Annotated in this window: 21 protein-coding genes and 1 pseudogene; 11 read left to right on the forward strand and 11 right to left on the reverse strand. The window is 44.1% G+C overall.

The window, feature by feature from the left end; all coding sequences use genetic code 11:
• Nucleotides 1-9: 9 nt before the first annotated feature.
• Nucleotides 10-795, forward strand: a complete 786-nt coding sequence (gene bioC, locus DW640_RS11865; RefSeq protein ID WP_011107785.1) for a malonyl-ACP O-methyltransferase BioC — start codon at nucleotides 10-12, stop codon at nucleotides 793-795.
• Nucleotides 792-1,439 carry a dethiobiotin synthase gene (gene bioD, locus DW640_RS11870; RefSeq protein WP_016267157.1) on the forward strand — a complete coding sequence of 216 codons (648 nt, stop codon included), beginning with the start codon at nucleotides 792-794 and terminating at the stop codon, nucleotides 1,437-1,439. Before bioC ends, bioD begins: the two co-directional genes overlap by 4 nt.
• Nucleotides 1,440-1,463: 24 nt before the next feature.
• Here bioD and DW640_RS11875 read toward each other — a convergent pair.
• The 4 genes and pseudogenes from DW640_RS11875 to DW640_RS11890 all read right to left on the reverse strand — a co-directional run bounded on the left by DW640_RS11875 (nucleotide 1,464) and on the right by DW640_RS11890 (nucleotide 7,622).
• Nucleotides 1,464-3,822: pseudogene (locus tag DW640_RS11875) on the reverse strand (PAS domain-containing protein).
• Nucleotides 3,823-3,913: 91 nt separating this feature from the next.
• On the reverse strand, nucleotides 3,914-4,438 hold the full coding sequence (locus DW640_RS11880) for a biotin/lipoyl-containing protein (protein ID WP_011107788.1): 525 nt from the start codon (nucleotides 4,436-4,438) through the stop codon (nucleotides 3,914-3,916).
• A gap of 65 nt (nucleotides 4,439-4,503) precedes the next feature.
• Entirely contained in the window at nucleotides 4,504-6,015 is a 1,512-nt protein-coding gene (accC, locus tag DW640_RS11885; RefSeq protein ID WP_011107789.1) for an acetyl-CoA carboxylase biotin carboxylase subunit, read from the reverse strand.
• 62 nt (nucleotides 6,016-6,077) lie between these two features.
• Nucleotides 6,078-7,622: an acyl-CoA carboxylase subunit beta gene (locus DW640_RS11890; RefSeq protein ID WP_008762326.1), complete on the reverse strand. Its 1,545-nt coding sequence runs from the start codon at nucleotides 7,620-7,622 to the stop codon at nucleotides 6,078-6,080.
• A gap of 245 nt (nucleotides 7,623-7,867) precedes the next feature.
• On the opposite strand from DW640_RS11890, the gene DW640_RS11895 reads away from it, so the two are divergent.
• The 3 genes from DW640_RS11895 to DW640_RS11905 all read left to right on the forward strand — a co-directional run bounded on the left by DW640_RS11895 (nucleotide 7,868) and on the right by DW640_RS11905 (nucleotide 11,674).
• Nucleotides 7,868-8,455 carry a DUF3575 domain-containing protein gene (locus tag DW640_RS11895; RefSeq protein ID WP_011107790.1) on the forward strand — a complete coding sequence of 196 codons (588 nt, stop codon included), beginning with the start codon at nucleotides 7,868-7,870 and terminating at the stop codon, nucleotides 8,453-8,455.
• A 24-nt stretch (nucleotides 8,456-8,479) separates the two neighbouring features.
• Nucleotides 8,480-9,934 (forward strand): DUF3868 domain-containing protein, encoded by a 1,455-nt coding sequence (locus DW640_RS11900; protein WP_055299495.1) that lies wholly within the window; start codon nucleotides 8,480-8,482, stop codon nucleotides 9,932-9,934.
• A gap of 240 nt (nucleotides 9,935-10,174) precedes the next feature.
• Nucleotides 10,175-11,674 carry an L-lactate permease gene (locus DW640_RS11905; protein WP_011107792.1) on the forward strand — a complete coding sequence of 500 codons (1,500 nt, stop codon included), beginning with the start codon at nucleotides 10,175-10,177 and terminating at the stop codon, nucleotides 11,672-11,674.
• A 290-nt stretch (nucleotides 11,675-11,964) separates the two neighbouring features.
• Here DW640_RS11905 and prfH read toward each other — a convergent pair whose 3' ends face one another.
• On the reverse strand, nucleotides 11,965-12,585 hold the full coding sequence (gene prfH, locus DW640_RS11910) for a peptide chain release factor H (protein ID WP_117578209.1): 621 nt from the start codon (nucleotides 12,583-12,585) through the stop codon (nucleotides 11,965-11,967).
• Nucleotides 12,586-12,589: 4 nt separating this feature from the next.
• Nucleotides 12,590-13,987, reverse strand: coding sequence for an RtcB family protein (locus tag DW640_RS11915; protein WP_117578211.1), 1,398 nt, complete (start codon nucleotides 13,985-13,987; stop codon nucleotides 12,590-12,592).
• Nucleotides 13,988-14,478: 491 nt separating this feature from the next.
• Here DW640_RS11915 and trxA point away from each other — a divergent pair, with 491 nt between their 5' ends.
• The gene (gene trxA / locus DW640_RS11920) at nucleotides 14,479-14,973 is read left to right on the forward strand and encodes a thioredoxin (RefSeq protein WP_008762320.1); all 495 of its coding nucleotides are present in this window, start codon (nucleotides 14,479-14,481) and stop codon (nucleotides 14,971-14,973) included.
• A 161-nt stretch (nucleotides 14,974-15,134) separates the two neighbouring features.
• On the opposite strand, the gene DW640_RS11925 is transcribed toward trxA, so the two are convergent.
• From DW640_RS11925 to DW640_RS11940, 4 genes are read right to left on the reverse strand one after another with little or no spacing between them, the layout of a single operon-like run.
• Nucleotides 15,135-15,854, reverse strand: a complete 720-nt coding sequence (locus DW640_RS11925; protein ID WP_182014881.1) for a LytTR family DNA-binding domain-containing protein — start codon at nucleotides 15,852-15,854, stop codon at nucleotides 15,135-15,137.
• Nucleotides 15,851-16,957: a sensor histidine kinase gene (locus DW640_RS11930; protein ID WP_117578215.1), complete on the reverse strand. Its 1,107-nt coding sequence runs from the start codon at nucleotides 16,955-16,957 to the stop codon at nucleotides 15,851-15,853. The genes DW640_RS11925 and DW640_RS11930 overlap by 4 nt, the downstream gene beginning before the upstream one ends.
• On the reverse strand, nucleotides 16,954-18,030 hold the full coding sequence (locus tag DW640_RS11935) for a sensor histidine kinase (protein WP_182014879.1): 1,077 nt from the start codon (nucleotides 18,028-18,030) through the stop codon (nucleotides 16,954-16,956). Before DW640_RS11935 ends, DW640_RS11930 begins: the two co-directional genes overlap by 4 nt.
• 57 nt (nucleotides 18,031-18,087) lie before the next feature.
• The gene (locus DW640_RS11940; RefSeq protein WP_117578216.1) at nucleotides 18,088-20,565 is read right to left on the reverse strand and encodes a TonB-dependent receptor; all 2,478 of its coding nucleotides are present in this window, start codon (nucleotides 20,563-20,565) and stop codon (nucleotides 18,088-18,090) included.
• Between the two features lie 414 nt (nucleotides 20,566-20,979).
• Between DW640_RS11940 and DW640_RS11945 the strand changes: the two genes are divergently transcribed.
• The 4 genes from DW640_RS11945 (at nucleotide 20,980) to DW640_RS11960 (ending at nucleotide 22,790) form a co-directional block, all read left to right on the forward strand.
• Nucleotides 20,980-21,267, forward strand: a complete 288-nt coding sequence (locus DW640_RS11945; protein WP_117578218.1) for a hypothetical protein — start codon at nucleotides 20,980-20,982, stop codon at nucleotides 21,265-21,267.
• 82 nt (nucleotides 21,268-21,349) lie between these two features.
• Nucleotides 21,350-21,823: a DUF6678 family protein gene (locus DW640_RS11950; RefSeq protein ID WP_117578220.1), complete on the forward strand. Its 474-nt coding sequence runs from the start codon at nucleotides 21,350-21,352 to the stop codon at nucleotides 21,821-21,823.
• A 58-nt stretch (nucleotides 21,824-21,881) separates the two neighbouring features.
• Nucleotides 21,882-22,295: a hypothetical protein gene (locus DW640_RS11955; protein ID WP_117578222.1), complete on the forward strand. Its 414-nt coding sequence runs from the start codon at nucleotides 21,882-21,884 to the stop codon at nucleotides 22,293-22,295.
• A gap of 45 nt (nucleotides 22,296-22,340) precedes the next feature.
• Nucleotides 22,341-22,790, forward strand: a complete 450-nt coding sequence (locus tag DW640_RS11960; RefSeq protein WP_117578224.1) for a hypothetical protein — start codon at nucleotides 22,341-22,343, stop codon at nucleotides 22,788-22,790.
• Nucleotides 22,791-23,057: 267 nt separating this feature from the next.
• Here DW640_RS11960 and DW640_RS11965 read toward each other — a convergent pair whose 3' ends face one another.
• Nucleotides 23,058-23,648, reverse strand: a complete 591-nt coding sequence (locus DW640_RS11965) for a sugar O-acetyltransferase (protein WP_199610355.1) — start codon at nucleotides 23,646-23,648, stop codon at nucleotides 23,058-23,060.
• Between the two features lie 138 nt (nucleotides 23,649-23,786).
• Between DW640_RS11965 and DW640_RS11970 the strand changes: the two genes are divergently transcribed.
• Nucleotides 23,787-24,242, forward strand: a complete 456-nt coding sequence (locus DW640_RS11970; protein ID WP_117578226.1) for a GNAT family N-acetyltransferase — start codon at nucleotides 23,787-23,789, stop codon at nucleotides 24,240-24,242.
• Nucleotides 24,243-24,361: the final 119 nt, after the last annotated feature.

A 24,361-nucleotide genomic window follows, 5' to 3' on the forward strand; every position in this document is an offset into this window, starting at 1 on the left:
CATTGATCAATGAATAAGACAATTATTGCAGAACGTTTCTCAAAAGCCATCTCCACCTATCCCCGTGAAGCAAATGTACAACGGCAGATAGCAAATAAAATGATCCGCCTGCTCCAGAAACATATTCCCTCTCCCTGTCCGAAAGTGATTGAGTTCGGATGCGGAACGGGCATTTACTCCCGAATGTTGCTCCGCACCCTTCGTCCGGAAGAGTTGCTTCTGAATGACTTATGTCCGGAGATGAGGTATTGCTGCGAAGATTTATTAAGAGAGAAACAAGTCTCTTTTCTTTCCGGAGATGCGGAGACGATTTCTTTTCCGGATAAAAGTACGTTGATTACTTCCTGTTCCGCTTTGCAATGGTTCGACTCGCCGGAGGAGTTCTTCAAAAGGTGTAATACATTGCTTCACAGTCAGGGATACTTTGCTTTCAGTACTTTTGGGAAAAAGAATATGAAAGAGATACGTGAGCTTACCGGAAAGGGACTACCCTATCGTTCAAGGGAAGAGCTTGAAGCAGCCCTGTCTCTTCACTTTGATATACTGTACTCAGAAGAAGAGCTGATCCCCCTTTCTTTCGAGGATCCGATGAAAGTGCTGTATCATCTGAAGCAGACGGGGGTGAATGGTTTGTCAGCGCAATCATCCCTCTATCCGAAGCATGAGAAACAGACTTGGACCCGTCGTGATTTGCAGCATTTTTGCGAACGTTACACACAAGAATTTACACAGGGCACTTCAGTGTCCCTGACATATCACCCTATTTATATCATAGCAAAAAAGAAAAAAGTATGAAACAGAATGTATATTTTGTAAGCGGTATCGATACCGATGCCGGCAAAAGTTACGCGACCGGCTACCTGGCACGCGAATGGAATAAAAACGGCAAAAGAACCATTACGCAGAAGTTTATCCAAACAGGAAATGTGGGGCATTCCGAAGATATAGACCTGCATCGGCGCATTATGGAAATCCCTTTCACCCAGGAAGATCAGGAAGGGCTGACCATGCCGGAGATCTTTTCTTATCCCGCCTCCCCCCATCTGGCTTCCCGACTGGATCATCGTCCCATTGATTTCGACAAGATCAAGCATGCTACCGAAGTATTAAGCGAACGGTATGACTGTGTTCTGCTTGAAGGCGCGGGCGGTCTGATGGTTCCTCTGACTACGGAGCTCCTGACAATTGAATATATCGCACAGGAGAAATATCCGCTTATCTTCGTGACTTCCGGAAAGCTAGGCAGCATCAATCATACTCTTCTGAGTCTTGAAGCCATACAGAAACGGGACATTGTGCTGGATACAGTACTTTATAATCTCTATCCGACGGTAGAGGATAAAACAATTCAAGATGATACGATGGAGTTTATACGAGCTTGGCTCGAAAAGTACTTTCCGGAAACAAAGTTCTTATTAGTTCCCGAAATAGGAAAATGAGTATAATATAATCACTTGTAGTTACTACCCGCAACACTTCCCCAACGCCTCTTCCAATGCTGCTTTTGAAACCGGCTTCGTGACAAAGTCATTGCAGCCGGCTTCCAAAGCCTGCTCCTTGTCCGCTTCGAAAGCATAGGCAGTCAGCGCAATGACAGGAATCTCCTTCGAATAGGAACGAATGATGCGGGTAGCCTCCAGTCCACCCATACGAGGCATCTTGATATCCATCAGAATCAAATCCGGCTGGAACTGTTTATACATCTCCACCGCCTCAAAGCCATCTTTCGCCCATAACAGAGTGTAATCTTTGCCAATCATATTCTTGATCAGTACAAAGTTGCTGTCCACATCTTCAGCTACCAGAATCTTCTTGATCTTCTGCATCCTCTTGATGGTGTGGCTGATGTATTTCGTTTCCGAAGCCTCGGAAAATGCAATACGGTCATCTGAGCTTTCTTTATAAGGTATCGTAAAGTAGAAAGTCGATCCTTTGCCTATTTCCGAAGTGACTCCGATCTCCCCTCCTATCTTTTCTATGATCATCCGGCAGATGGCAAGTCCGAGACCTGTCCCCTGCGCAAATGAGTTCAATTTGACAAAACGGTCGAAAATATGTCCCACCTTATCGGGAGCTATTCCGATACCTGTATCCTTCACATAAAAACGGATACATTGATTATTGACTTTAAAGCCAAAGCGGATTTCACCGGAAAGCGTGAATTTACCGGCATTGGTGAGGAAGTTAGTGATAACCTGCGCAATGCGGTTCCGGTCTTCTTCAATAATCAGGTCTTCGTCTTGATTATCCAGAATAAGGGTAACCCCTTCCTGCACACGATCCTTATGAATCTGATAGATATTCCGACATATTTCACCCAGGTTCATCGGCTGTCTGACGTATTCCAATGTACCGGCTTCTATCTTAGACAAGTCCAAGATGTCATTAATCAGCTGCAACAGGATCTCTGAGTTCTGATTGATAATGCTCGAATAGAGTTTTTCTTCTTCAAGGGTTTCGGCAGAAGGCAACAAATTGGAGAAACCGACAATCGCATTCAGCGGTGTCCGGATTTCATGGCTCATATTTGCAAGAAAGGCGGTTTTTAATCTGTCGGATTGCTCTGCCTTGATGCGTGCCTTAATCAGTTCCTGCTCGATATTCTGAAAGTTAGTGATATCCCAGGAGATACCGATCAGAAGCGGTTCGCGCCCTTCCATCGGGACAAGCGCTTTCAGTGTCTGCACAATACGGGTCTCGCCGGTGGCCGCCACGTAGGTCTCCTGCATATCGATCCGTTCATGCGTCCGGATCAATTCCAAATCATCCCTGCGGAACCTTTCGGCATCTGCACGCTCCGGAAAGATCTCAAAGTCTGTTCGGCCGATTGCCCGGGAGGCAGGAATCTTGGAATGTTCGGCAAATGCCTTGTTCCAATACAGATATCTGAAATCGTCCTCGGGATCTTTCACATACAGATAGACAGGGATATTATTCAGAATACCGTCCAGCAGGAGATTCAATTCACGAAGTTCATCCCGCTTCTTTATTACATCGGTAATGTCCTGCGTAAAAAACCAGATAAGCTCCGTATCATCCTCCTGTGTAAGGTAGGTAGAGACTTGGTGTACTCTGTTTTTCTCCTCACCTTTGCGCACATACGCTGCACGGTATGAAAAGCTACCGCCATTATCGCGTATATCTTTCAGTTTGGCTTCCCATAACTCCGCGCGTGCGCATAGAGACGGGCAGGTTGTATATTTTCTGGGTACCCATCTGCTGGGTGACACCATACTCTTCCATAAATTGCTTGTTGGCATATACCAGCGTTCCGTCACTGGAAACGGCAAGAATGCTGTCACTGACTTTGTCGAGTACGCTTTTAAATATCTCCAGCTGTTGCTGGGTGGCCACTCTCTCCGTGATGTCACGACACATAATCAGAACGTATTCTTCATCCAACGGAAAAATCCGGTTCCCGTAGTAATGGTGAGAGCCATTGAAATCCATGTCGTGATGCGCTGCCGAAACAGTCCGCGTGGCGATCACTTTCTGCATATTGGCATGGATGTTCTGATAGGCTTCGGGAGGCACCATCTGGCGCATGTGCATTCCTTCAAAATCTTTGTTGGATATCCCGACATGATTGGTTTCTTCATTGGATACGACTTCAATTCCCACTTCGTCGTGGTTGAACACAGTCAGCATATCCGGTAAGGAATTTAATATTTTAACGGCATACCTTTCCTGAAAGCTGGTGGAGCTTTCTTCGGGTTGTTTATTCTGTTCCAGAGATCGAAGTTGTCGCTTCAGTTGCTCATTTTCTTTTCTAAGCAACTCCAATTCCTCTTTCAGTGCTTCTTTTGTTTGTTCGTTGTTCATAAGACATCCGGATATAAATACGTACTTATCTGCCAAAAGTAAAGAAAACTTTTGAGATAAGTACGTAAAACACCTTTATTTTTTTTGAGAATCATTCAATCACCATAATCCGGTCGTTCAAACCGACCTTCATACCGGCTTCGACAAAGACTTCTTTCACTACTCCATCGGTGACAGAACGAATCTCGTTTTCCATTTTCATGGCCACCAATACGCAAAGCGGGTCTCCACGCTTGACTTCGTCTCCCTTCTTCACATATATTTTCAGGATCACCCCCGGCATCGGAGCCTGTACCACCTGACGCCCTACGGCTTCCGTACCGGCACGGGCATTATGTATCTTTTCCATCTCTCCCTGTAGCTCTATCTGATAAAGCTCACCCTTATTCATAATGGTATAAGAATTATTGGAAGAAGGGGAAATCTGCACTCCATGCGAGTGATGATCAATGATGATCGAATGAATGGAGTCGCCTCCCATATTATAATCGACCTCATATATTTTACCGTTGACCGCTATTTTCTTGATCGGTCCGTCTTCCAGAATCTCTACCTTATATTCACTGTCCGGCATATCCAGAAGCTTGGCATAATAAGTCGCTAACGATGTACCCATATCTTTCTAATTTTAATGAATGACCAACTTAACTTTCAATTTTCAACTCTCAACTCTCCACCTATTCAATAATTATTGGCAGTCATCTGCAACTTGCCATAATACTTCCAGAGAGATTCGCCCACTACAGGGAGCGTGGTGGCACGGGATGCAGCTTCTTTCTCCCTCTCGTAATGCCTTACGGCGGCAGCGATCACGGCAACAGTCGGATCAGTATTCTGACGACGCTTCAAGTCCTCCTTGTCAAAACGGGTATCGATAAAAGTCGTATCATATTTTCCTTCGAGGAAAGCGGCATTCTTCAACACACGCTGATGGAAAGGAATCGTCGTCTTGATGCCCAGAATCTTATACTCACGCAAGGCACGTGCCATGTTGGAGATGGCGGATTCACGGGTACGCCCCCAGCAGCAGAGCTTGGCAATCATCGGATCATAATGCAGTGAAACTTCGAATCCGGCATAGGCGGCACTGTCCAGACGGAGGTTACGGCCTTCGGGAGCTTCACGAACAGTTATCACTCCGGGAGAAGGCATAAAGTTATTCTCCGGATCTTCGGCGTAGATACGGCATTCGATGGCAGCTCCGCTGAATTTTATATCTTCCTGCTTATACGGCAACGGATTGCCCGCAGCCACCGTGATCATGTCACGCACCAGATCGACGCCGGTACATTCCTCCGTCACCGGATGTTCTACCTGCAAACGGGTATTCATTTCAAGGAAATAGAAGTTCTGGTCTTTATCCATCATGAACTCCAGCGTGCCGGCACTGTAATAACCGATCCGCTTGCAAGCCTCTACGGCTACTTTCAGCATCTTCTTACGGGTTTCGTCTTTCACAAACGGTGACGGAGACTCCTCGATTACCTTCTGATTACGTCGCTGAATGGAACATTCACGCTCGCCCAGATGAACCACATTGCCATATTTATCTCCCATAATCTGCACCTCGATATGGTGCGGATTCTCGATATATTTCTCTATATAGACCGCATCATTACCAAAAGAAGTACCCGCCTCGGACTGAGACAAACGAAGAGCCGTTTCCGCTTCTTCTTCGGAACGGACCAGACGCATCCCCTTTCCGCCTCCTCCGGCAAGCGCTTTCAACATAATAGGATAACCTACTTCCTTAGCAACCTTCTTCACTTCTTCGATCCCCTGCACGGGAGTTTCCGTTCCGGGAACGATGGGCAGCCCCGCTTCACGCATGATTTTGCGTGCCTCAGTCTTGATCCCCATCTTAGCAATAATATCGGCACCGGGCCCGATAAAGATCACTCCTTCTTCTTCGCAACGACGGGCAAAGTCGGCATTCTCTGACAAGAACCCATATCCCGGATGAATGGCGGCTCCGGTCTTTTTGGCAATGGCCAGTATCAACTCCGGCTTCAAATAAGAAGTATCCTCCGGCGAATTGGAGATGCAATAAGCCTCCTCCGCATAGCGAACATGCAAAGCCCCCCTGTCTACATGCGTGTAAACAGCCACCGTCGAAATATCCATCACCCGACAAGTACGGAAGATGCGCATGGCTATCTCTCCACGATTAGCAACTAATATTTTCTTTATCATAATCTGTTTCTTTTAATTTATCACTCTCCATTTTCAACTTTCAACTTTCCATTTTCCATTTATTAAAGTGGAATGTTCGAGTGTTTCTTAGGCGGATTGGACTGACGTTTGTTGGCCAGCATTTCGAAACTGCGTATCAGGCGCAAACGGGTAACGGCCGGATCGATCACTTCATCCACATAGCCCAGTTCCGCTGCGCGGTAAGGATTGGCAAACTTTTCACGATAATCGCTCTGAAGTTCCTTTCGCCTTTCTTCGGGAGTCTGTGACTTTTCGATCTCTTTCTTGAATAGGATATTTACGGCCCCGTCCGGTCCCATCACAGCGATTTCGGCAGTGGGGAAAGCCAGATTGACATCGCCACGGATATGCTTGGAACTCATCACATCATAAGCGCCTCCGTAAGCCTTACGGGTGATAACGGTCACTTTCGGCACGGTAGCTTCGCAGTAAGCATAAAGCAGTTTCGCACCATTACGGATGATTCCGCCATATTCCTGATCTACTCCCGGAAGGAATCCCGGAACATCGACCAGAGTCAGCAAAGGTATATTGAAAGCATCGCAGAAGCGAACGAAACGGGCAGCCTTTATAGAGGCATTGATGTCCAGTGTTCCTGCCAGCACCAGCGGCTGATTGGCTACCACCCCTATCGTCTTTCCGTTCAGACGGATATATCCGGTGACGATGTTCGCGGCAAATTCCGCCTGAAGTTCAAAGAAGTTATTATCGTCGGCCACCGCTTCTATCATCTCCTTTATATTATAAGGTTGATTCGGATTGGTAGGCACCAAGTCGGACAGTTCGGGTGTCAGGCGGGTCGGCGAGTCGTTGGTGACAACAAAAGGAGGCTCTTCCATATTGTTGCCCGGCAGATAAGAAATAAGTTCGCGGATGTAATTGATACATTCAATATCATTTTCGGCCGATAGATGCGCCACGCCGGACTTTGTCATGTGGATGCCCACTCCACCCAGATCTTCCTTGCTTACTTCTTCCTGTGTCACACTCTTGACTACGTCCGGTCCGGTGATAAACATATAGCCGGAGTTCTTGACCATCAGAATAAAATCGGTCAGTGCAGGAGAATAAACGGCACCACCGGCACACGGACCCATGATAGCACTGATCTGCGGAATGACTCCCGAAGCCATGGAATTGCGAAGGAAAATCTCCGCATATCCTGCCAAAGAACGGACACCTTCCTGAATGCGCGCACCACCGGAATCATTGAGTCCGATAATAGGCGCTCCCATCTGCATCGCCATGTCCATCACTTTGCAAATCTTCTTGGCGTGTGTCTCCGAAAGAGCCCCTCCGAATACGGTGAAGTCCTGTGCAAAAACATAGACCAGCCGTTTGCCAATCATTCCGTAACCAGTCACTACCCCGTCACCGGAGAATTTCTGTTTTTCCATACCGAAGTCGGTACACCGGTGGGTCACCAGTTTATCAAGTTCGATAAACGACCCCTTTTCCAGAAGTAAGTCAATGCGTTCACGGGCGGTCAGTTTGCCCACAGAGTGCTGTTTCTCAATACGGGCATCCCCGCCACCTTTTTCTGCTTTCCTGTTCAGTTCTTCCAGATTCTTGATAAGCTCTTTCATAGGCTGTTTGTATTAATGTTATGTGTAAAAATAGTCAGTAATAAATTAATTAGTTGTCATATTGATTACACAAAGGTATTTTTATATAGTAAACGTATCATTTGCCGAATTTGTTAGCATTTATGCCCTTAAACATCTTTATGGCGGATACGGGCAAGGAATCTTTTCTACGGGTTTACACAACAAAGTCACACAATCATGTGTTTATCGCATATCATTTTAATAAAACCTAGACCCTAACAAAAATGAGAACAATTAAACTTTTATTAGCAGCCGGTTTCCTGCTCGTATTGGGTACAAGTGCGTATGCGCAAGTACAACGGAATGAAACCTATTTACCCAAATTCGCCATCAAGACCAATGCCCTCTACTGGGCTACGAGCACTCCCAACCTGGGATTCGAAGTCGGACTGGCAAAGAAAATCACCCTCGATGTATCCGGCAACTACAATCCGTGGAAGTTTGGCAACGACCGCCAGATCAAGCACTGGCTCGTACAACCGGAATTGCGCTACTGGCTCTGCGAACGTTTCAACGGAAGTTTCTTCGGCCTGCACGGACACTACGGAGAAATGAATGTCAGCAACCTGAATATATTCGGAATGGGGCACGACCGCTATGACGGCAGTCTGTACGGAGCCGGCATCTCTTACGGATACCAGTGGATTATCAGCAAACGCTGGAGCATGGAAGCAACCGTCGGAGTCGGTTACGCCCGTCTGAAATATGATAAATATGCCCGCGGTGACGGAGGTGAAAAACTCGGGCACAACACCCGCAACTATTTCGGTCCGACCAAAATCGGCCTCAGCTTCATTTATGTCATCAAATAATCGAACTTTCTAAAACTTACAATGATGAAAAGAAAACTTATCTATCTATTTATAGCTCTTGCAGCCACCATACTTCCGGCTCATGCACAGAAATTTCTGAATGATGCGCTCACGCTTTCGAATGTATCCTTATGGCAACAAGGAAACTCGCTTTATGTCGGCATGACGGTCGACATGGCAAACCTAACCATCGGCTCGGCACGTAGTCTCAGCCTGATCCCCCTGCTGACGGACGGACAACATAATATCCCGCTACAGGAGATTATCGTCAACGGCAAAAGACGCGAGAAAGCCTATCTACGTGGACTAGCGATCAGCAAACAGGAACCCACGGCTATCATCGTACCTTATAATAAAAGAGAAACGTTTAATTATACGCAGGTCATTCCTTATCAGCCATGGATGGCAAACGCATCCCTGCAACTGGTAGAGAACCTATGCGGATGCGGCAACTATCAGGAAATGAACGCGCAGGAACTGATAACGAACGATGTATCTACCGAAGCCAAACGACTGAGTGCCATGTCTCCTATCGTAGCCTACATCCAGCCTACAGTGGAAGTGGTGAAAAACCGCAGTGAGCAATACGAAGCTCATCTGGACTTCCCCGTCAACAAATCTGTCATCCTTACCGACTTCATGAACAATCACTCCGAACTGGTGAATATTCATTCTATGTTTGATAAAATTCAGAATGACAAGAATCTGACCGTACAAAGCATCAGCATCGAAGGATTCGCTTCTCCCGAAGGGCCGCTGGCTTTCAACGAGCAACTCTCTAAAAAACGTGCGGAAGCTCTAAAAGATTATCTGGTCAAGAACGAAAAGGCATCTGCCAAACTGTATAAAGTGACTTTCGGTGGAGAGAACTGGGACGGACTGGTGAAAGCTCTCGAATCCTCTTCGATGAAGGATAAGGAAACCTTCCTGAATATCATCAAAAATACAACGAATGACGTGAAACGTAAACAGGAAATCATGAAAGTCGGCGGCGGCGCTCCTTATCGCACTATGCTGAAAGAGATTTATCCGGGACTGCGTAAAGTAAACTGCAAAATCGACTACACAGTGGTCAACTTCGATGTGGAACAAGGACGTATCATCATCCGTGAAAATCCGAAATATCTGAGTCTGAACGAGATGTATCAGGTAGCCAATAGTTATCCGAAAGGCAGCAAGGACTTTGTAGATGTATTTGATATTGCCGTACGTATGTATCCGACGGATGCTGTAGCCAATCTGAATGCAGCGGCTGTCGCCTTGTCACAGAAGGATATCAATACCGCATTGAAATATATGGAAAAAGCGGATCATACCACTGCCGAATTTCTGAATAATACAGGCGTGTATAACTTCTTAAACGGAGATATTCAACGTGCTACAGCAGCCTTTGAACAAGCTGCCAAATTAGGAAATGAAGCTGCTCAGGCAAACTTGAAACAGTTGCAACAGATCATGAATATGAAAATGAGCAAGTAATAGCAGAAGGGACGGAAGTCACTTAAAACGATTTTTCAGGCACGGATTACACGGATTTCACGGTTTGGGGTTACCTAACTCTTAAAACCGTGTTAATCTGTGAAATCCGTGCCTGAATATATTTTTGACACATTCACAAAAAGAAGTTGGATAAAATTAGAGTCACATATCCATCAAAACGACCTTTTGTTTTGTTATATTAAGTATTCACCAAAAGTTGACTATTTAAAATTTAGAATTATGACACTAATCCTTGCTATTATTCCGGTATTGCTATTAATTGTATTGATGGCGTTTTTCAAGATGTCCGGCGACAAGAGCAGTATTATCTCGTTGATTGTAACCATGCTGATCGCTCTTTTCGGTTTTGCCTTTTCTGTAGACAATCTGTTTTATTCCTTTTTATATGGAGCACTGAAAGCGGTCTCTCCTATTTTAATCATCATTCTGATGGCTATTTTCAGTTATAACGTATTACTGAAAACGGAAAAGATGGAGATTATCAAACAACAGTTCGCTTCCATCTCTACGGATAAAAGTATTCAGGTATTGCTGCTGACTTGGGGATTCGGAGGATTACTGGAAGCGATGGCAGGATTCGGAACGGCGGTTGCTATTCCGGCGGCGATTCTTATCAGTCTAGGATTCAAGCCGATATTTTCGGCGACTGTCAGTCTGATAGCCAACAGTGTCGCTACGGCTTTCGGTGCTATCGGAACTCCGGTATTGGTGTTGGCAAAGGAAACGAATCTGGATGTGCTACAACTCAGTACGAACGTTGTATTGCAATTATCGGTACTCATGTTTCTGATTCCGCTGGTCTTGCTTTTCCTCACCAATCCTAAACTGAAAGCACTCCCGAAGAATATATTTCTGGCCCTGCTGGTCGGAGGTGTTTCTTTGGTCGGACAATATCTGGCTGCCAGATATATGGGGGCAGAATCGCCTGCCATTATCGGAAGTATTCTTTCTATCATTGTCATCGTTCTCTATGGAAAACTGACCGCATCGAAAGAAGAAAAGGCTCGGAAAAGTACGCTGAAAACCAAAGATATACTGAATGCATGGAGCATCTATTTACTGATTTTGTTCCTGATCATCCTCACCAGTCCGCTTTTCCCGAGTTTGAGAAGTACATTGGAGAATAACTGGGTTACAAGAATCAGTCTGCCTGTCAATGCTACTACCGTAAACTATACAATCTCGTGGTTGACCCATGCAGGTGTACTACTCTTCCTCGGTACTTTTATCGGTGGGTTGATACAGGGTGCCAAAGTCAAAGAGCTGTTTATCGTTCTTTGGAATACGGTGAAGCAATTAAAGAAAACCTTTATTACCGTGATCTGTCTCGTGGGATTATCCACCATTATGGATACTTCGGGAATGATTGCTGTCATCGCTACGGCACTGGCTACTGCTACCGGAAGCTTGTATCCGCTGTTTGCTCCGGTCATCGGCTGCCTGGGGACATTTATTACAGGAAGTGATACCTCCTCCAACATCCTTTTCGGAAAGTTACAGGCAAGTGTGGCAGGACAGATTCATGTCAGTCCGGACTGGCTGTCAGCTGCAAATACGGTAGGTGCGACAGGCGGTAAGATTATTTCTCCGCAAAGTATCGCCATTGCGACTTCTGCTGGAAACCAGCAGGGAAAGGAAGGGGAAATACTGAAAGCTGCTATCCCGTATGCACTGGCATATGTGGTGATTACAGGAATTATCGTTTATATTTTCAGTTAACCACCCGAAAGAATAATAACAGGATAATGACACTATCGCCTTGATATAGTGACATTATCCTGCATACATAAAGGCGAACTAAAAAGTCGGTAGTAACCTCAAACTCTCCTCCTTCGGGAAGGAGGAGTCCCCGCAGGGGGAGGTGGTAGGTAAGCATATAACTTTGATTATCATCAATCTATGCATCCACCTACCACCCCGACTTTCAGCCACCCTTCCTTCCCGAAGGGAGGGGAATGGGAGATAGAACCGACTTTTTAGTCACTTTATATATTTTTTATTACTCACAGCTAAATCAGCGGTTCCCGAATCACCTTCACGGGATTCCCCCGTTGAAGATGATTATGATTACTCCAGTTTTCCTGCGCCTGAATCATCGCCTGTTCCATCGTCCATGACGAAAGTTTCACCAACAGGCGTTCCGTTGCCAGCTTCTTGTTCTGCCATTGTGAACGTTGGTCGGAAGCTACCACACTCATCCCGGACGGGATGTGAACGGCACGGACCGCGGACTCTGTCTTGTTGACATGCTGCCCGCCCGGACCGGAAGCCCGTAAGGTTTCATAGCGGAAATCTCTTTCTGTAGCCTCCTGACTCTCCGACAACACAAACGAATGCACACCGACAAACCAGTTTTTCCGCTTGTGATAAATGCGATACGGGCTTTGGGCAATCCATTGCACCGTTCCCTCCCATTCATCCGCCAGTTCTCCGCTCGCTGCGCCTTGAAGAGCAATGGTAGCCGAAAGCAGTGTCCGGTTGACCGGCCCCACTTCACGTTCTACCATTTCTACTTTCAGTCCGCTTGCCTGCGCCTGTCTTACTATTCTTTCGAGTACCAATGCCACCACCCGGCAACATTCCGCAGGTCCCCTGCCGGAAGTTATCTGTAAATAGACTTTCTCCTTCATCGCCTTATTCTTTATTCATTCGTACGATGCGAGGCATAAATCTACCTTGCACTTCCACCAAAGTCTCCTGTGTGTACATCACGCGGTCGATGTCTTTATATGCCAGAGGTATTTCCTCGATACTTCCGCCTATCAATGTCACGTCTGCCTGCGACAGCATCTTTTTCAAAGCCGACTGAGTGAAACTCTCCTTTGCTTTCTGACGGGACATCGCTCTTCCGGCTCCATGAGAAGCAGAGCACAAGGATGCTTCCACCCCTTTGCCACAAACCAGATAACCTGCCGTAGCCATACTTCCGGGAATCAGACCCGCCTGTCCCTTTTGTGCAGGAGTTGCCCCTTTGCGATGCACAATCGCCATACGTCCCGGAGCTATCTCCTCTTTCCACGCAAAGTTGTGATGGTTGTTGACATTCGCAACAGGTTTCAGTCCCAATGCCTTAGCCAGATTCAGGTGAATACGCTCGTGACAGGCACGGGCATAGTCTCCTGCCAGATTCATACTCATCCAATACTCCTGCCCTTCTTCGGAGTCCAGACTCAGCCATGCAAAATGCTGCGCCTCCCGAGGAAGTTTGCAGACTTCACGGGCCAACAGACTGTAATGTTTGGCAATAGCAGCACCCAAGCCACGTGAACCGGAATGAGACAGCAAAGCAACATAACTCCCCTCCGGAAGATTCAGCACATTATCCGCCTGCAAAGCAATTTCACCGAACTCCACAAAGTGATTCCCACCTCCGGAGCTTCCGAGTTGCCGCACGGCCTTTCCTTGCAAATCCTTTAATAAAGGAGTCAACCGAAATTCTTCCCGGTCCAGCACTTCATGCTCCTGTTCAAAGCCCAGGCCGCCATCCATTCCGAAATGTGTAAAGTCTTTCAAAGCCTCCTTTATCTGATAAGAATATCGTTTCAGGAAGTCTGCTTTCGCATCAAATACCGTCAGACTCATCCGGCAACCGATATCAACCCCGACAGCATACGGTATCACGGCATTATCAGTAGCCAGCACCCCACCGATAGGCAATCCATAACCGGCGTGCGCATCGGGCATCAACGCTCCGCCGACCGTTACAGGCAGGCGCATAGCCAGATTCATCTGTTGTTTGGCAAGAGTCTCGATAAACTTACCTCCATAAGTTTTATACATCAATGGCTCTTCCCGTAAGTCGTAAGCTACGAACTCTTTCGCAAGAATAGTAGGCGACAGGCGTTCCGCCAGCTTACTCCATATTTCATTGTTTTTATAAGATTCGGGATGTTCGAGTATATTGCTCAAAGTCATTGCAATCTGTTCCTTCGTGTCATGTTTGCAATATTTGCCTACAATGTCTACTACCAGACTACGGGCTACATTATCCCGATATCCCAGTTTACTTAAATCTTTTAATCGTATCCCCATACTTTTTTTCTGTTCGCATACTACACCCCGTCCGCCTCAACAGCAGAAAGTAAGGTTATACACAGTATGCCAATGCTTCGGATACGGATACAAAACATCCATCCACAGCATTGAAGTGAATAATTTGAAAAATAAAAATGTGATTGCAGGACTAATCAACTATAACCGCCAGCAGCAGAGTTGCGGTAAACGTAAAAAACAAGATGTCGCAAAGCCCCGTCTTCCCGACGAGACAACTTAGTCCTAATTTGAAAATATTATAGCTCCAACATAATTAATACCCTTTCCATCATTTTAAAGGGTGAATACTCATTTTATCGCAACAAAAGTAGTGCATATTTTTATTACTTCCAAAGATAAAAAGACATTTTTTAGCGTTAAAGGAGCAGTGATGGGAAATTTTGCCAAGTGTTCCAGTCAAATCGCTATTTCACGGGAAGCTATTTCGCCTTACCTTTGCAACATAGAAAACAAATAAACCGAAAAGATTTATGAAACTGATTAAAAGCATTATGAGCGCTTTCGCTATCGTACTGGCCACCACAGCCTGTGCGGGAAATGGCGGAGAAAATAAAAAGAGTAATGAACCAACAAAGGAGGACAATAAAATGGAAGTAGTATCATTAAATAAAGCAGAGTTTTTAAAGAAAGTATATGATTTTGAAGCCAATCCGAATGATTGGAAATTTGAAGGCAAACGTCCGGCAATCGTCGATTTCTATGCAACATGGTGCGGACCGTGTAAAGCGCTGCATCCTGTTCTGGAAGAACTGAGCAAAGAATATAGCGGTAAGGTGGACATCTATCAGATTGATGTGGACCAGGAAAAGGAACTGGCTGCCGCATTCGGTATCCGCAGCATCCCCACCCTGTTACTGATTCCGATGAAGGAAGAACCGAGAATCACGCAAGGGGCTTTGCCCAAAGACCAGTTGAAGAAAGCAATCGACGAATTTCTTTTGAAACAGAACAACGAAGCTAAATAAACTAATTTCGACTTTTTCTCTTGATAAGTAACTGCCCTCTATCAGTATTTTTATGACTGACAGAGGACAGGTTCTTTTATAAGCTCCCCTTTATCTTCCGATATAGTATCAGATTAAAGACTAACGGATATATATGACATAAAAAACATCTCAATGATCTGTCACCATCTTTGTTGTTTCATCACGAATCCTTCAAAGAAGTCATCCCGATAACTATTCCCGATAGCAATCTCGTACGACTTGATAAATATATCATTGTTGTCGAACGAATCAATATGAGTTGTGTTAACTATATACGACTTATTAACCCGTAAAAAAGAGTCCTTCGGCAATAAATCAAAGACCGCTTTCAGACTCATACGGGTGATGATGCGCTGTTCGCCCAACTGTAGAATCACATAATCTTTCAAACCTTCCACCAAAAGGATATCAGAAAAGTTAACCTTGAAGTATCTGCGTTCCGCCTTTACAAAGAAATACTCAGCTGCTACAATCGTCTCAATGGCTTCCTTTTCCTCCTGTAACAATAAAGAATGATAAGACTGCGCCTTCTCAACCGCCTTCTGAAAGCGCTCCGCCTCCACTGGCTTTATCAGATAATCTATTGCGTCCACTTCGTAGCTATCCAGTGCATACTCCGTATAGGCAGTGGTAAAGATTACCAATGTCCGTTTGGAAATGGTACGGGCAAACTCAATTCCCGTAATGCCGGGCATTTGAATATCCAGAAAGACAAGGTCTACTACGTGCTGCTCCATAAAGTCGGAAGCCGTGGCGGCACTGTTAAAACTTCCCACCAGCTGAAGGCATTCCGCCTCCTCTATCAGCAATTTCATAGCCTCACGTGCCAATGGTTCATCGTCTACAATAATACAATTCATAACGTTATACATAAAGTTACCATATACCGATTTTCATTCTCTATCTGCTCCAATTCATAACAATCGGGATATAACAATCCTAATCTACGCTGAATATTCGCAAGTCCGATCCCTCCTACCTTGTTGCTGACAGCAACCGCCGGCATCGTATTTTCACAACGGAACTCCAACTGATTCTCCTCTACCTTAAAAGAAAGGTGTACAGACGAAGGATGTTCGCTATCAAAACTATGCTTTACCGCATTCTCCACAAACGGGATAAACAATAACGGCTGAATCCAGATGGAGTCAATGTCCCCTTCCTGCTCCATTGTAAACTGAAAATGATCCCGGCGTATCTTTTCCAGATTCAGATAGTCGTTCAGAAAACGGATATCCGAGGCTAAAGCAACCCTTTCGCGCGAACTGTCATTTATCTGATACCGCAGCAAATCTTCCAGTTTGAAAAGAACTTTGGAAGCTTCTTCCGGATTCCGCTTTATCAGTACATTGGCGTTATTCAGCATATTGAACAGAAAGTGCGGATTAATCTGGCTCTTAAGGAACTTCAGTTCCGATTGCAAAGTGGTAGATTCCAGCTGATCAATGCGCAGATTATGACGCAGCCAATGAGTGAACAATGAAATAGCTGCCGAACCTGCGGTGACAAACCCCATAGTGAGTATCCCCGAAAAGGTATTGATGAAAGTAGCAAATCCATCGGGATTCCTGACAGGCAAAATAACTTCAAAAAGCATTCCCTGCGTAACTGAAAGGAAAAGGATGACCACTAAGTTGGTAACTATCGCAGCCAGAACATAACCACCCAAACGGTTCTTTAGCAGAAAAGAAGGAACCAGGACGTACAGATTGGTATATATCACCGCATTCATAGACAAAAAATATACAAGGCAGCCTCCAAAGCGTTTCAAGAAAGAGACCATCTGCAAAGGCTCGTACCAGAAGACATTGATGGTAATCAGCAGGACAACTATCTGCAAGAGGATATGTCTGTATATCCTGCAATGAGGACTTAGCAGAAAAGCGGTGACACTTTTGCCGTTCATGGTTCCGTCATCGGGATTCCTGTCAAGCGTATTTTTATCGTTTGTATTTATTTTCATTGTTCCCCTCCATTCAGTTCCAGTCTTACACCTTCTGTAGTCAAAGATATTCCGTAGCGCTCGCCATATAATAAGTCCAGCCTTTGTCTGATCCGTTCCAGTCCCCTGTTTACGAGATTAAGTTGCGGGCACATACAAGTGAATACAATCGTACCCTTCTCCGCTTTCAGATGAATGTCCAGAGAGACAGGAAGTGATATCTGCTGTTCGTGCGTCAACCCCATGATATGCTGCACGAAAGGAATGAAGAGCAAAGGAGGAACCAGCATCCTGTTCACCTCCCCTTCCGAAGTAAACTGATAACGGAATTGCGGAAGAGAGCTTTGCTCCAACATCAGATAGTTGGTAAGGAAGGTGATTTCACTGCTGAGCAATACTTTTCGCCGACTGCAATCATATAACTGATAGCGCAGCAACTGGCTCAGCTTCATCAACATCTTCGAAGCCTTTTCCGGCTTGGTCAATGTCAGTTCACCCGAATGATGCAACGTTTTGAAAAGAAGTTCGGGGCTGACCTGTTCTTTGAGCTGTTCCACTTCGGACAGTACGTGCGCCTTTTCCATCTGTGAAACACGCTGATTCTCAATCATCCATTCTTTCAGAAGCAAAGTCATCGTTCCTCCTATCATGCAAAGCGTTGACAGCATAAAAGAAGAAATGTAGTCCATCAGCATGGGAACCGAGAAATACGATCCCCGCGCATGAAGCTGCGGCCAATGGGAGTAAGCAAGGTATTCTATGACCATCTGTATCAGCAGCGCAATGACCATCGCCACAGACAGCACTGACAGATAAGCCATATAATGCCTTTTCAATAAATATTTCGGGAATAACCAGAAAAGATTCAGGCAGATAACACCGACGTATGTGAGCATATATATAAACGTGAACACATAAATCCATACGCCCAATATATCCCGATAGTCCATAAAAATGATGAACACCTGATTGAAGGAGATAGTGCCCAACACCATGACAAGTATCAGATACCGCATCCATCGGAATGCCGGACTTACGAGCAATCTATATAAAAAGGTCGATTCGTTGCCTGCTGCAGTTGTTTCAGTTGCCATATGCTTCATTGGGTACGAAGATAAAACATTTTCCGTTAAGGTCTCTATACCGGATATCTAAAATTCAAGCTTATAACTCACATTAGTCAGAACGGTAGAGCCGTCGGTTGCGTCTATCTTTCCGGTTTTCACGTTATACTCATGTCCGTAGTGCTCTTTCGTGCCCATAAAGTTCAAGCCCTTCACAGCAAATTCATGAGATACTTTTTTCTTGTTGATGCGATAGCTGACGGTATAATTGCCGATAAACATGGGCGAATACTGTTTGGAGAATGCCTTCCTTTCGTCGTACTGCACTTCCTTGTCCGGATGCTTCATGGTTGCTTCCATATCAATCGGGGAATAGCGGTCGCCGCCCTGCAAGGTCAGTTTCAGGTTGATGCTAAAAATATTCTGTTTGTTGCGTCCCAGCATCCATTCTTTGCCGATCAGTCCGTTGATGACATAGTTGCGGTTGAACTTCGTGTTGTACCATACACCGTCTCCGCCACGGTAACGGGAGTCGAACAACGAACCGGAGATCATGTAATAAAGTCCTTTTTCCAGAAAGCGTTCGAGGGTTATGTCAATCCCGATATTCCGGCCTCTTCCTTTGTTGACAAGCGCATCTTCTACATAAAAGTCGGAGCGGTTGAGTACGGAATAGGAACTGTCCGCCATTACCGGTACATCGTGCAGAAACTGTACATAAGGTTCTATTTTCAGATTCATGCGGTCCGAAATCTTATAGCCGAAAGACAACATGATGTGCTGCGCCTTGGTGAAGTCGAGGTTCTTGTTGACGGATTGATTTCCCGTGCTCTTCGTTTTCACAAAGTAGACGTCCATTTTCTCCATTCGGCTGTATATGCCGTAAGCTAAAGCAAAGGTCGCTTTCGGGGTAGCTTGCCATTTCAGTCCGGCACGGGGTTCGACAGACCATTTATTATTCAGCGTCAGGTATTGTCCATAGATACCGGCGTTGAGAGCCCAACGGTCGCTCAGTCCGACAGAAGAACTATTGTAAGCAGAAATCAGACTCGTATTGCCATCTCCCTTCGATACCGTTTCCAGCAGCTGAGCTTCGTATGGAGCTATGGCAAGGTTCATGTCATAAAACATGGCAGTATAAGTAAATCCTGTCTTATTGGTAAAGCGGTTGCTGAATTTACGGTTGAAGGTGCTGGTCAGTATCAGGTTGGTATGCCTTGATTCAAGGTCCATATAAGGAGTCGATTCCAACGCATGATTGAACATGGAAGCGCCTCCGTCCAACTGCGAGTAGGTAGCGGCAACGGTTGTTTTCAGTGATGCGTCACTATTGAAAAAGTAACGGTGACTGATACCTCCGGCGGCCATATACTGCTTGTCACGTGATTCGCTGCGGTCGCCCAGATATTCCCATTTCTCAGGATTCCTCTCCATGTCACTCTTAAATTTGTCTATCAGGCTGGTTCCCCATACCGAGAAAGTCCCGGCCATCTTTGTGGGAAAGTTTAGTTTGAAGTTCAGGTCCTGATAGTCCATCGTTCCACCGTCAAGATTCAGTAGTCCTGTGGTAGAGTAACGATAATTGAAGATATACGAGGCTTTATGCTTCTTGCTCAAAGGACCTTCGGAAGCAACGTCAATTCCCATGATTCCCACTTGAATCGTGTTTTCGTTCTTTTGATTGTTACCGTTGCGCAGCTTCATGTCGAACACGCCGGACACTGCATTTCCATATTCAGCCGGAAAAGCTCCGGTGAAGAAATCGGAATTTCCGAGTACCTGTGAGCTAAGGGAAGAAAGGATTCCTCCACCCAATGTGGCAATATCCGCAAAGTGATTCGGATTCGGGATTTCTACATCCTCCAGCCTCCATTGCAACAGATGGGGTGCATTGCTATGAATCGAAATGCCATTCGAAGAGACGCTGGGCGCCACTCCGGCAAAAGCGGAAACCAGACGTGCAGGGTCGTCGAATCCGCCTGCATAACGGCTCGCTTCTTCCACGCTCAGCATACGTGCTCCGGTAGTTGCCATCTTATTCATCGCTTCTTCTTTGTTCGTCCGCGCACGGACCACTACTTCACTCAGTTCGTTGACGCTTTCTTTCAAAGGTATTTCCAAATAGACCTCCTTTGCGGAAGTCACCAGTATTTCTCTGAAAATGCCGGGTTCATATCCCATGAACGCTGCCTCTATCGTATGTCTCCCGACGGGAACCTGCGGAATGGTGAAACGTCCCAGACTGTCGGTTGTCGTCCCCATCCCCTCTTTATCTGACAATCTTACTGTCGCATACGGTATAGGATATTTGGAATCTCCGTCAACAACCACCCCACGAATGGTCTGGACCGGACGCCCTTTCCGCTCCGATGTTTGCCCGAAAGCAAAGGCTGATACACACAAACCGATCAACAGCAATATCCATCCTCCATAACGGTACAGTTTCCGTGTGAGTTCTTCGCAAAGAACTCTTTCAAAAGTTTTAAGTACTACTCCGCATTCATCTGCCGGAATCCCCGAACGGTTTGCTACTTCCCCTAACAACATAGTTTTATTCATCTTCATGACTTATTCTGTTTTTTATTTCGACACGAAGATAAGGGATACTGCATTGCTGGTCTTTCAAATGAGACGAACACGCCTCATTTGTAGACAAGATGTGGAATTGGTAAGATAAATATCCTTTCAGTCTGTATGTAATTACGGTCTTTAGTGCCTGTGTAAATATCCTCTTTTTAAGAAAAGGTCATTTTTTCAGTGAATGGCTAATATATACATATTATAACGATGTCCGTCATGTAAATAAAATAAAATGGACGCTAGATTGTTTTTCATTAATAGTTTCATAACTTTGTCAGTAGCATATATAGAATTGAAAAATAGAATTCAGTAAACGCACCTTATAGGTATCAGTTACTGGAATAACCACTACTCGTTGAGTGTGGTTATTTATTCATTACCAATAAACAAATAATTGAAATGTTAGATTTTAGCAATACAATGAATAATCATCACTTCGCTTTGAATGATGTTGAATTGAGAATATTACAACCCGTCTTTTCGCAGTTTCATGCAAAGACAGGATTGAGTATTGATGAATATGGAGATATAAGATTGATACCTCAAAATCTTGAATTACTTATTAATTTGGCAAATGATTATATAAAGACGTCGGAGAAACAATCAATGAAAATTATAATAGAGTTTGTTAAGAATTTGCGTCCTATGATAATAGATAAAAACACAATTTGGGTAAGTGGAGATTGAAATATTGGTAACAAACGAATGAACTGCCCTAACGGTCAGTTATTCACAAACCCATTAGCAGTAATCCAAAACAAACAAATGTATGGAAAAGTATGATATAAATAAGGTATACACCCAATATAAAGAGTTTATAGCAAGCTATATAGACTTGAAAGCATTAGCAAGCAAGATAATAGAACAAAGGCAGCTATCTCCCGTCATGAATGATACTAAATGGCTGGAACTGCAAACTGCAATTTTGTCTATACCGGAGTTTGAACCGGCATATAATATTCAATTGTTGACAGACAATATCACATACTCTCCAATATTTGAACAAGTACCAACATATTTGGGAAGTTGGGAATTTATATATGAAAACTATGAATATAGTTTGCCACCATTCTTTAAGATTGAATGGATTGCTATTCAGCCTTTATATGCCGTTCGCAGAGGGAGGTTAGTGGAACCTGAAATCATAGATAAATCAAGTATGTTACTAGACATTCTCCATAAATTCCATATACCTTTTGAGAAAGCCGATGAACATACATTTGTAATTTACGGATATAAGTAACCAATAAACCGATAACAAGCGAATCAATGGCCAGGACGAAAACATAATAATAAATGATATGGAAGAATATGAAGAGAAAGTAGTAGCAGTCAGGTTATCAGATAATACAGTATTTGATCTAACTATAAACATCATAGAAGATGATTCATTTATCATGTCTGTTTCATTAGACAATCATCTGTTTGAAGTACAGGAAGAGGATATATTCCCGACATTTCAAAAGTTACGAGATATACTATTGTCAAAAGGTATTGGAATGAAATGTTATGGTGCTATGAGAAATGCACATCAATCGGGAATGATGAGTACCTCCAATAAGGTATATATCCTGACTCTTGGAAAACCTGCATTAAAAAAAGATATCGCAACGATATTTGATTATGCAGAGATTCAAGAATTTCCGAATACTCGTGAGCAAGAAGAATTCTCTCAAAAATGGCTCAATTCTTTTTTAAACAGAGAGACTTACTAAATACGTCGAGTAAGTTGTAATATGTAATTACTATTAATCAATTAAATGAAAAAAGGTACGAATAAAACAGATAATTATTTCGAACGTGTAAAACAAAGGTTACATCCTCCCAAATACAGATATTATTTCTTCGATTATCTGTATTTTAAGGGTGAACAATGGAGCAAGAAAGCCTTCAGATGCTCCGGTGCATTCATTTTACTGGAGTATTGGATAATGATCGTAGCTTTTCCGGCATTTGGATTAACGAGTGTAACCCATCACTTTGGAGACAATGCGGTCATATTTTATCAAGTACTGATTCTTTTATTGCCTTACATTTTCATATTTTTCCGTTACCGTAAAGACAGAAAAAGAGCTATTATCAATCATTACCGACACTCGAAAAGTAGTGGAGTGACTATGGCCTTCATCATTGTCCTCCCATTTATCTTGTTCTTTTTTGAATTATGGCTATTCGACAAACTAGAATGGATAGATTGCAAATTATGGTAATCAGCATTAAACAAAGGATATATAGTTAGGATAAAATCAAGGAAACTTGTGGACGACTTTGCTAAACTCTAGCATCAAGATTACATAAAAGTATTCGTCTGACTATAGTTGAACTTTCGTCTGACAGTTGTTAGACGAAAAAGAAACAGCTGTCAGACGAAAGTTCAACTATAGTCAGACGAATAATCTTTCGCATATTGCGGGACAAAGAATTGCGTAGCGATCCTTAAATTTCAGTAAGTAGCGAGCTAGATCATCCGTAGAATACTAAAGCCGAAAACCGGTCTTGTCTTCATCGGTTATTTCCCGAATAACTTTACAGGGAACACCTGCGGCAATTACATTCTCCGGAGTGCTCTTTGTCACCACACTGCCCGCACCGATTACTGAATTTCTCCCGACAGTAACCCCACCCATTATATGAACGCCGGCACCTACCCACACATTATCTTCAATGACAATCGGATGGGCATAGCATCCGCCCATAAGACGTTCCTGCGGATCGAGCGCATGATTGGCCGTATATAAACCGACACGGGGCCCTAATAATACATTGTCACCTATCGTAATGAGATTTCCGTCCAACATGATGCAATCAAAATTGGCGAAGAAATTATTGCCGATACTGATATTGAATCCAAACCCACACCGGAAATTCGGTTCAAAATGAACACTACTGCCAATACGCCTCAATAGTTTACGCAACAATGCCTCCCGAACTTCTTTAGGCTTTCCATAAGTGGAATTATAATCATTGGTCAGGAAAACAGCTTGTTCTCTTCTTTGAACCAGTTCTACAGACAAGTCATTATACATTTTTCCCGAAAGCATTCTTTCACGCAATTCTTTATTCTCCATATATATTATGATGTTATTTAATAAGCAGAACATACTTGCAAATATACAGAATTAGTCAGATAAAACAGGCAACCTATTGGTTTTCAAAAATACTTTTATAACTTTGGCAATATTAAATATAAACAATACAATAAACGTATGAATCTAGTTTCACTCAGAGACTCACCTCAGTATCTGGAAAGAGCTATCGCCTATTTCCAAAGCAAGTGGGGTAACGAGAACACGAAAATGGTGTATGACAATTGTTTCAGACATTCTCTGAATTCCGAAAATCCCATTCCGCAATGGTACCTTTTAATGAATGGTGATGAAATAATAGGATGTGCTGGACTTACCAGCAACGATTTTAACTCTCGCGCGGATTTATATCCTTGGTTGGTTGCCTTATTCATTGAAGAAAAGTATAGGGGAAATCATTACGCCAATCTTTTAATAGAACAAGCCAAGAAGGATACACTGAAATTCGGATTCTCAAAATTATATTTAAGCACCAGTCATACTTCGTATTATGAACGCTTGGGCTTCACATATATCGGAGATTGCTGGCATCCTTGGGGAGAAAGCGCCCGTGTATATGAGATTATCTTAAAATAATCAGATGAATATCTTGTAAGAAACACCTGCGGCAATCACATTCTCCGGAATGTTTCTTGTAATCGATTGTTGTTTACCTTTCCGGACATTGACAGGTATTTTTTATGATATTGCAATAT

Origin of the sequence: Bacteroides sp. AM23-12 (assembly GCF_003434395.1) — a bacterium.
GTDB classification, from domain to species: Bacteria; Bacteroidota; Bacteroidia; order Bacteroidales; family Bacteroidaceae; genus Bacteroides; species Bacteroides thetaiotaomicron.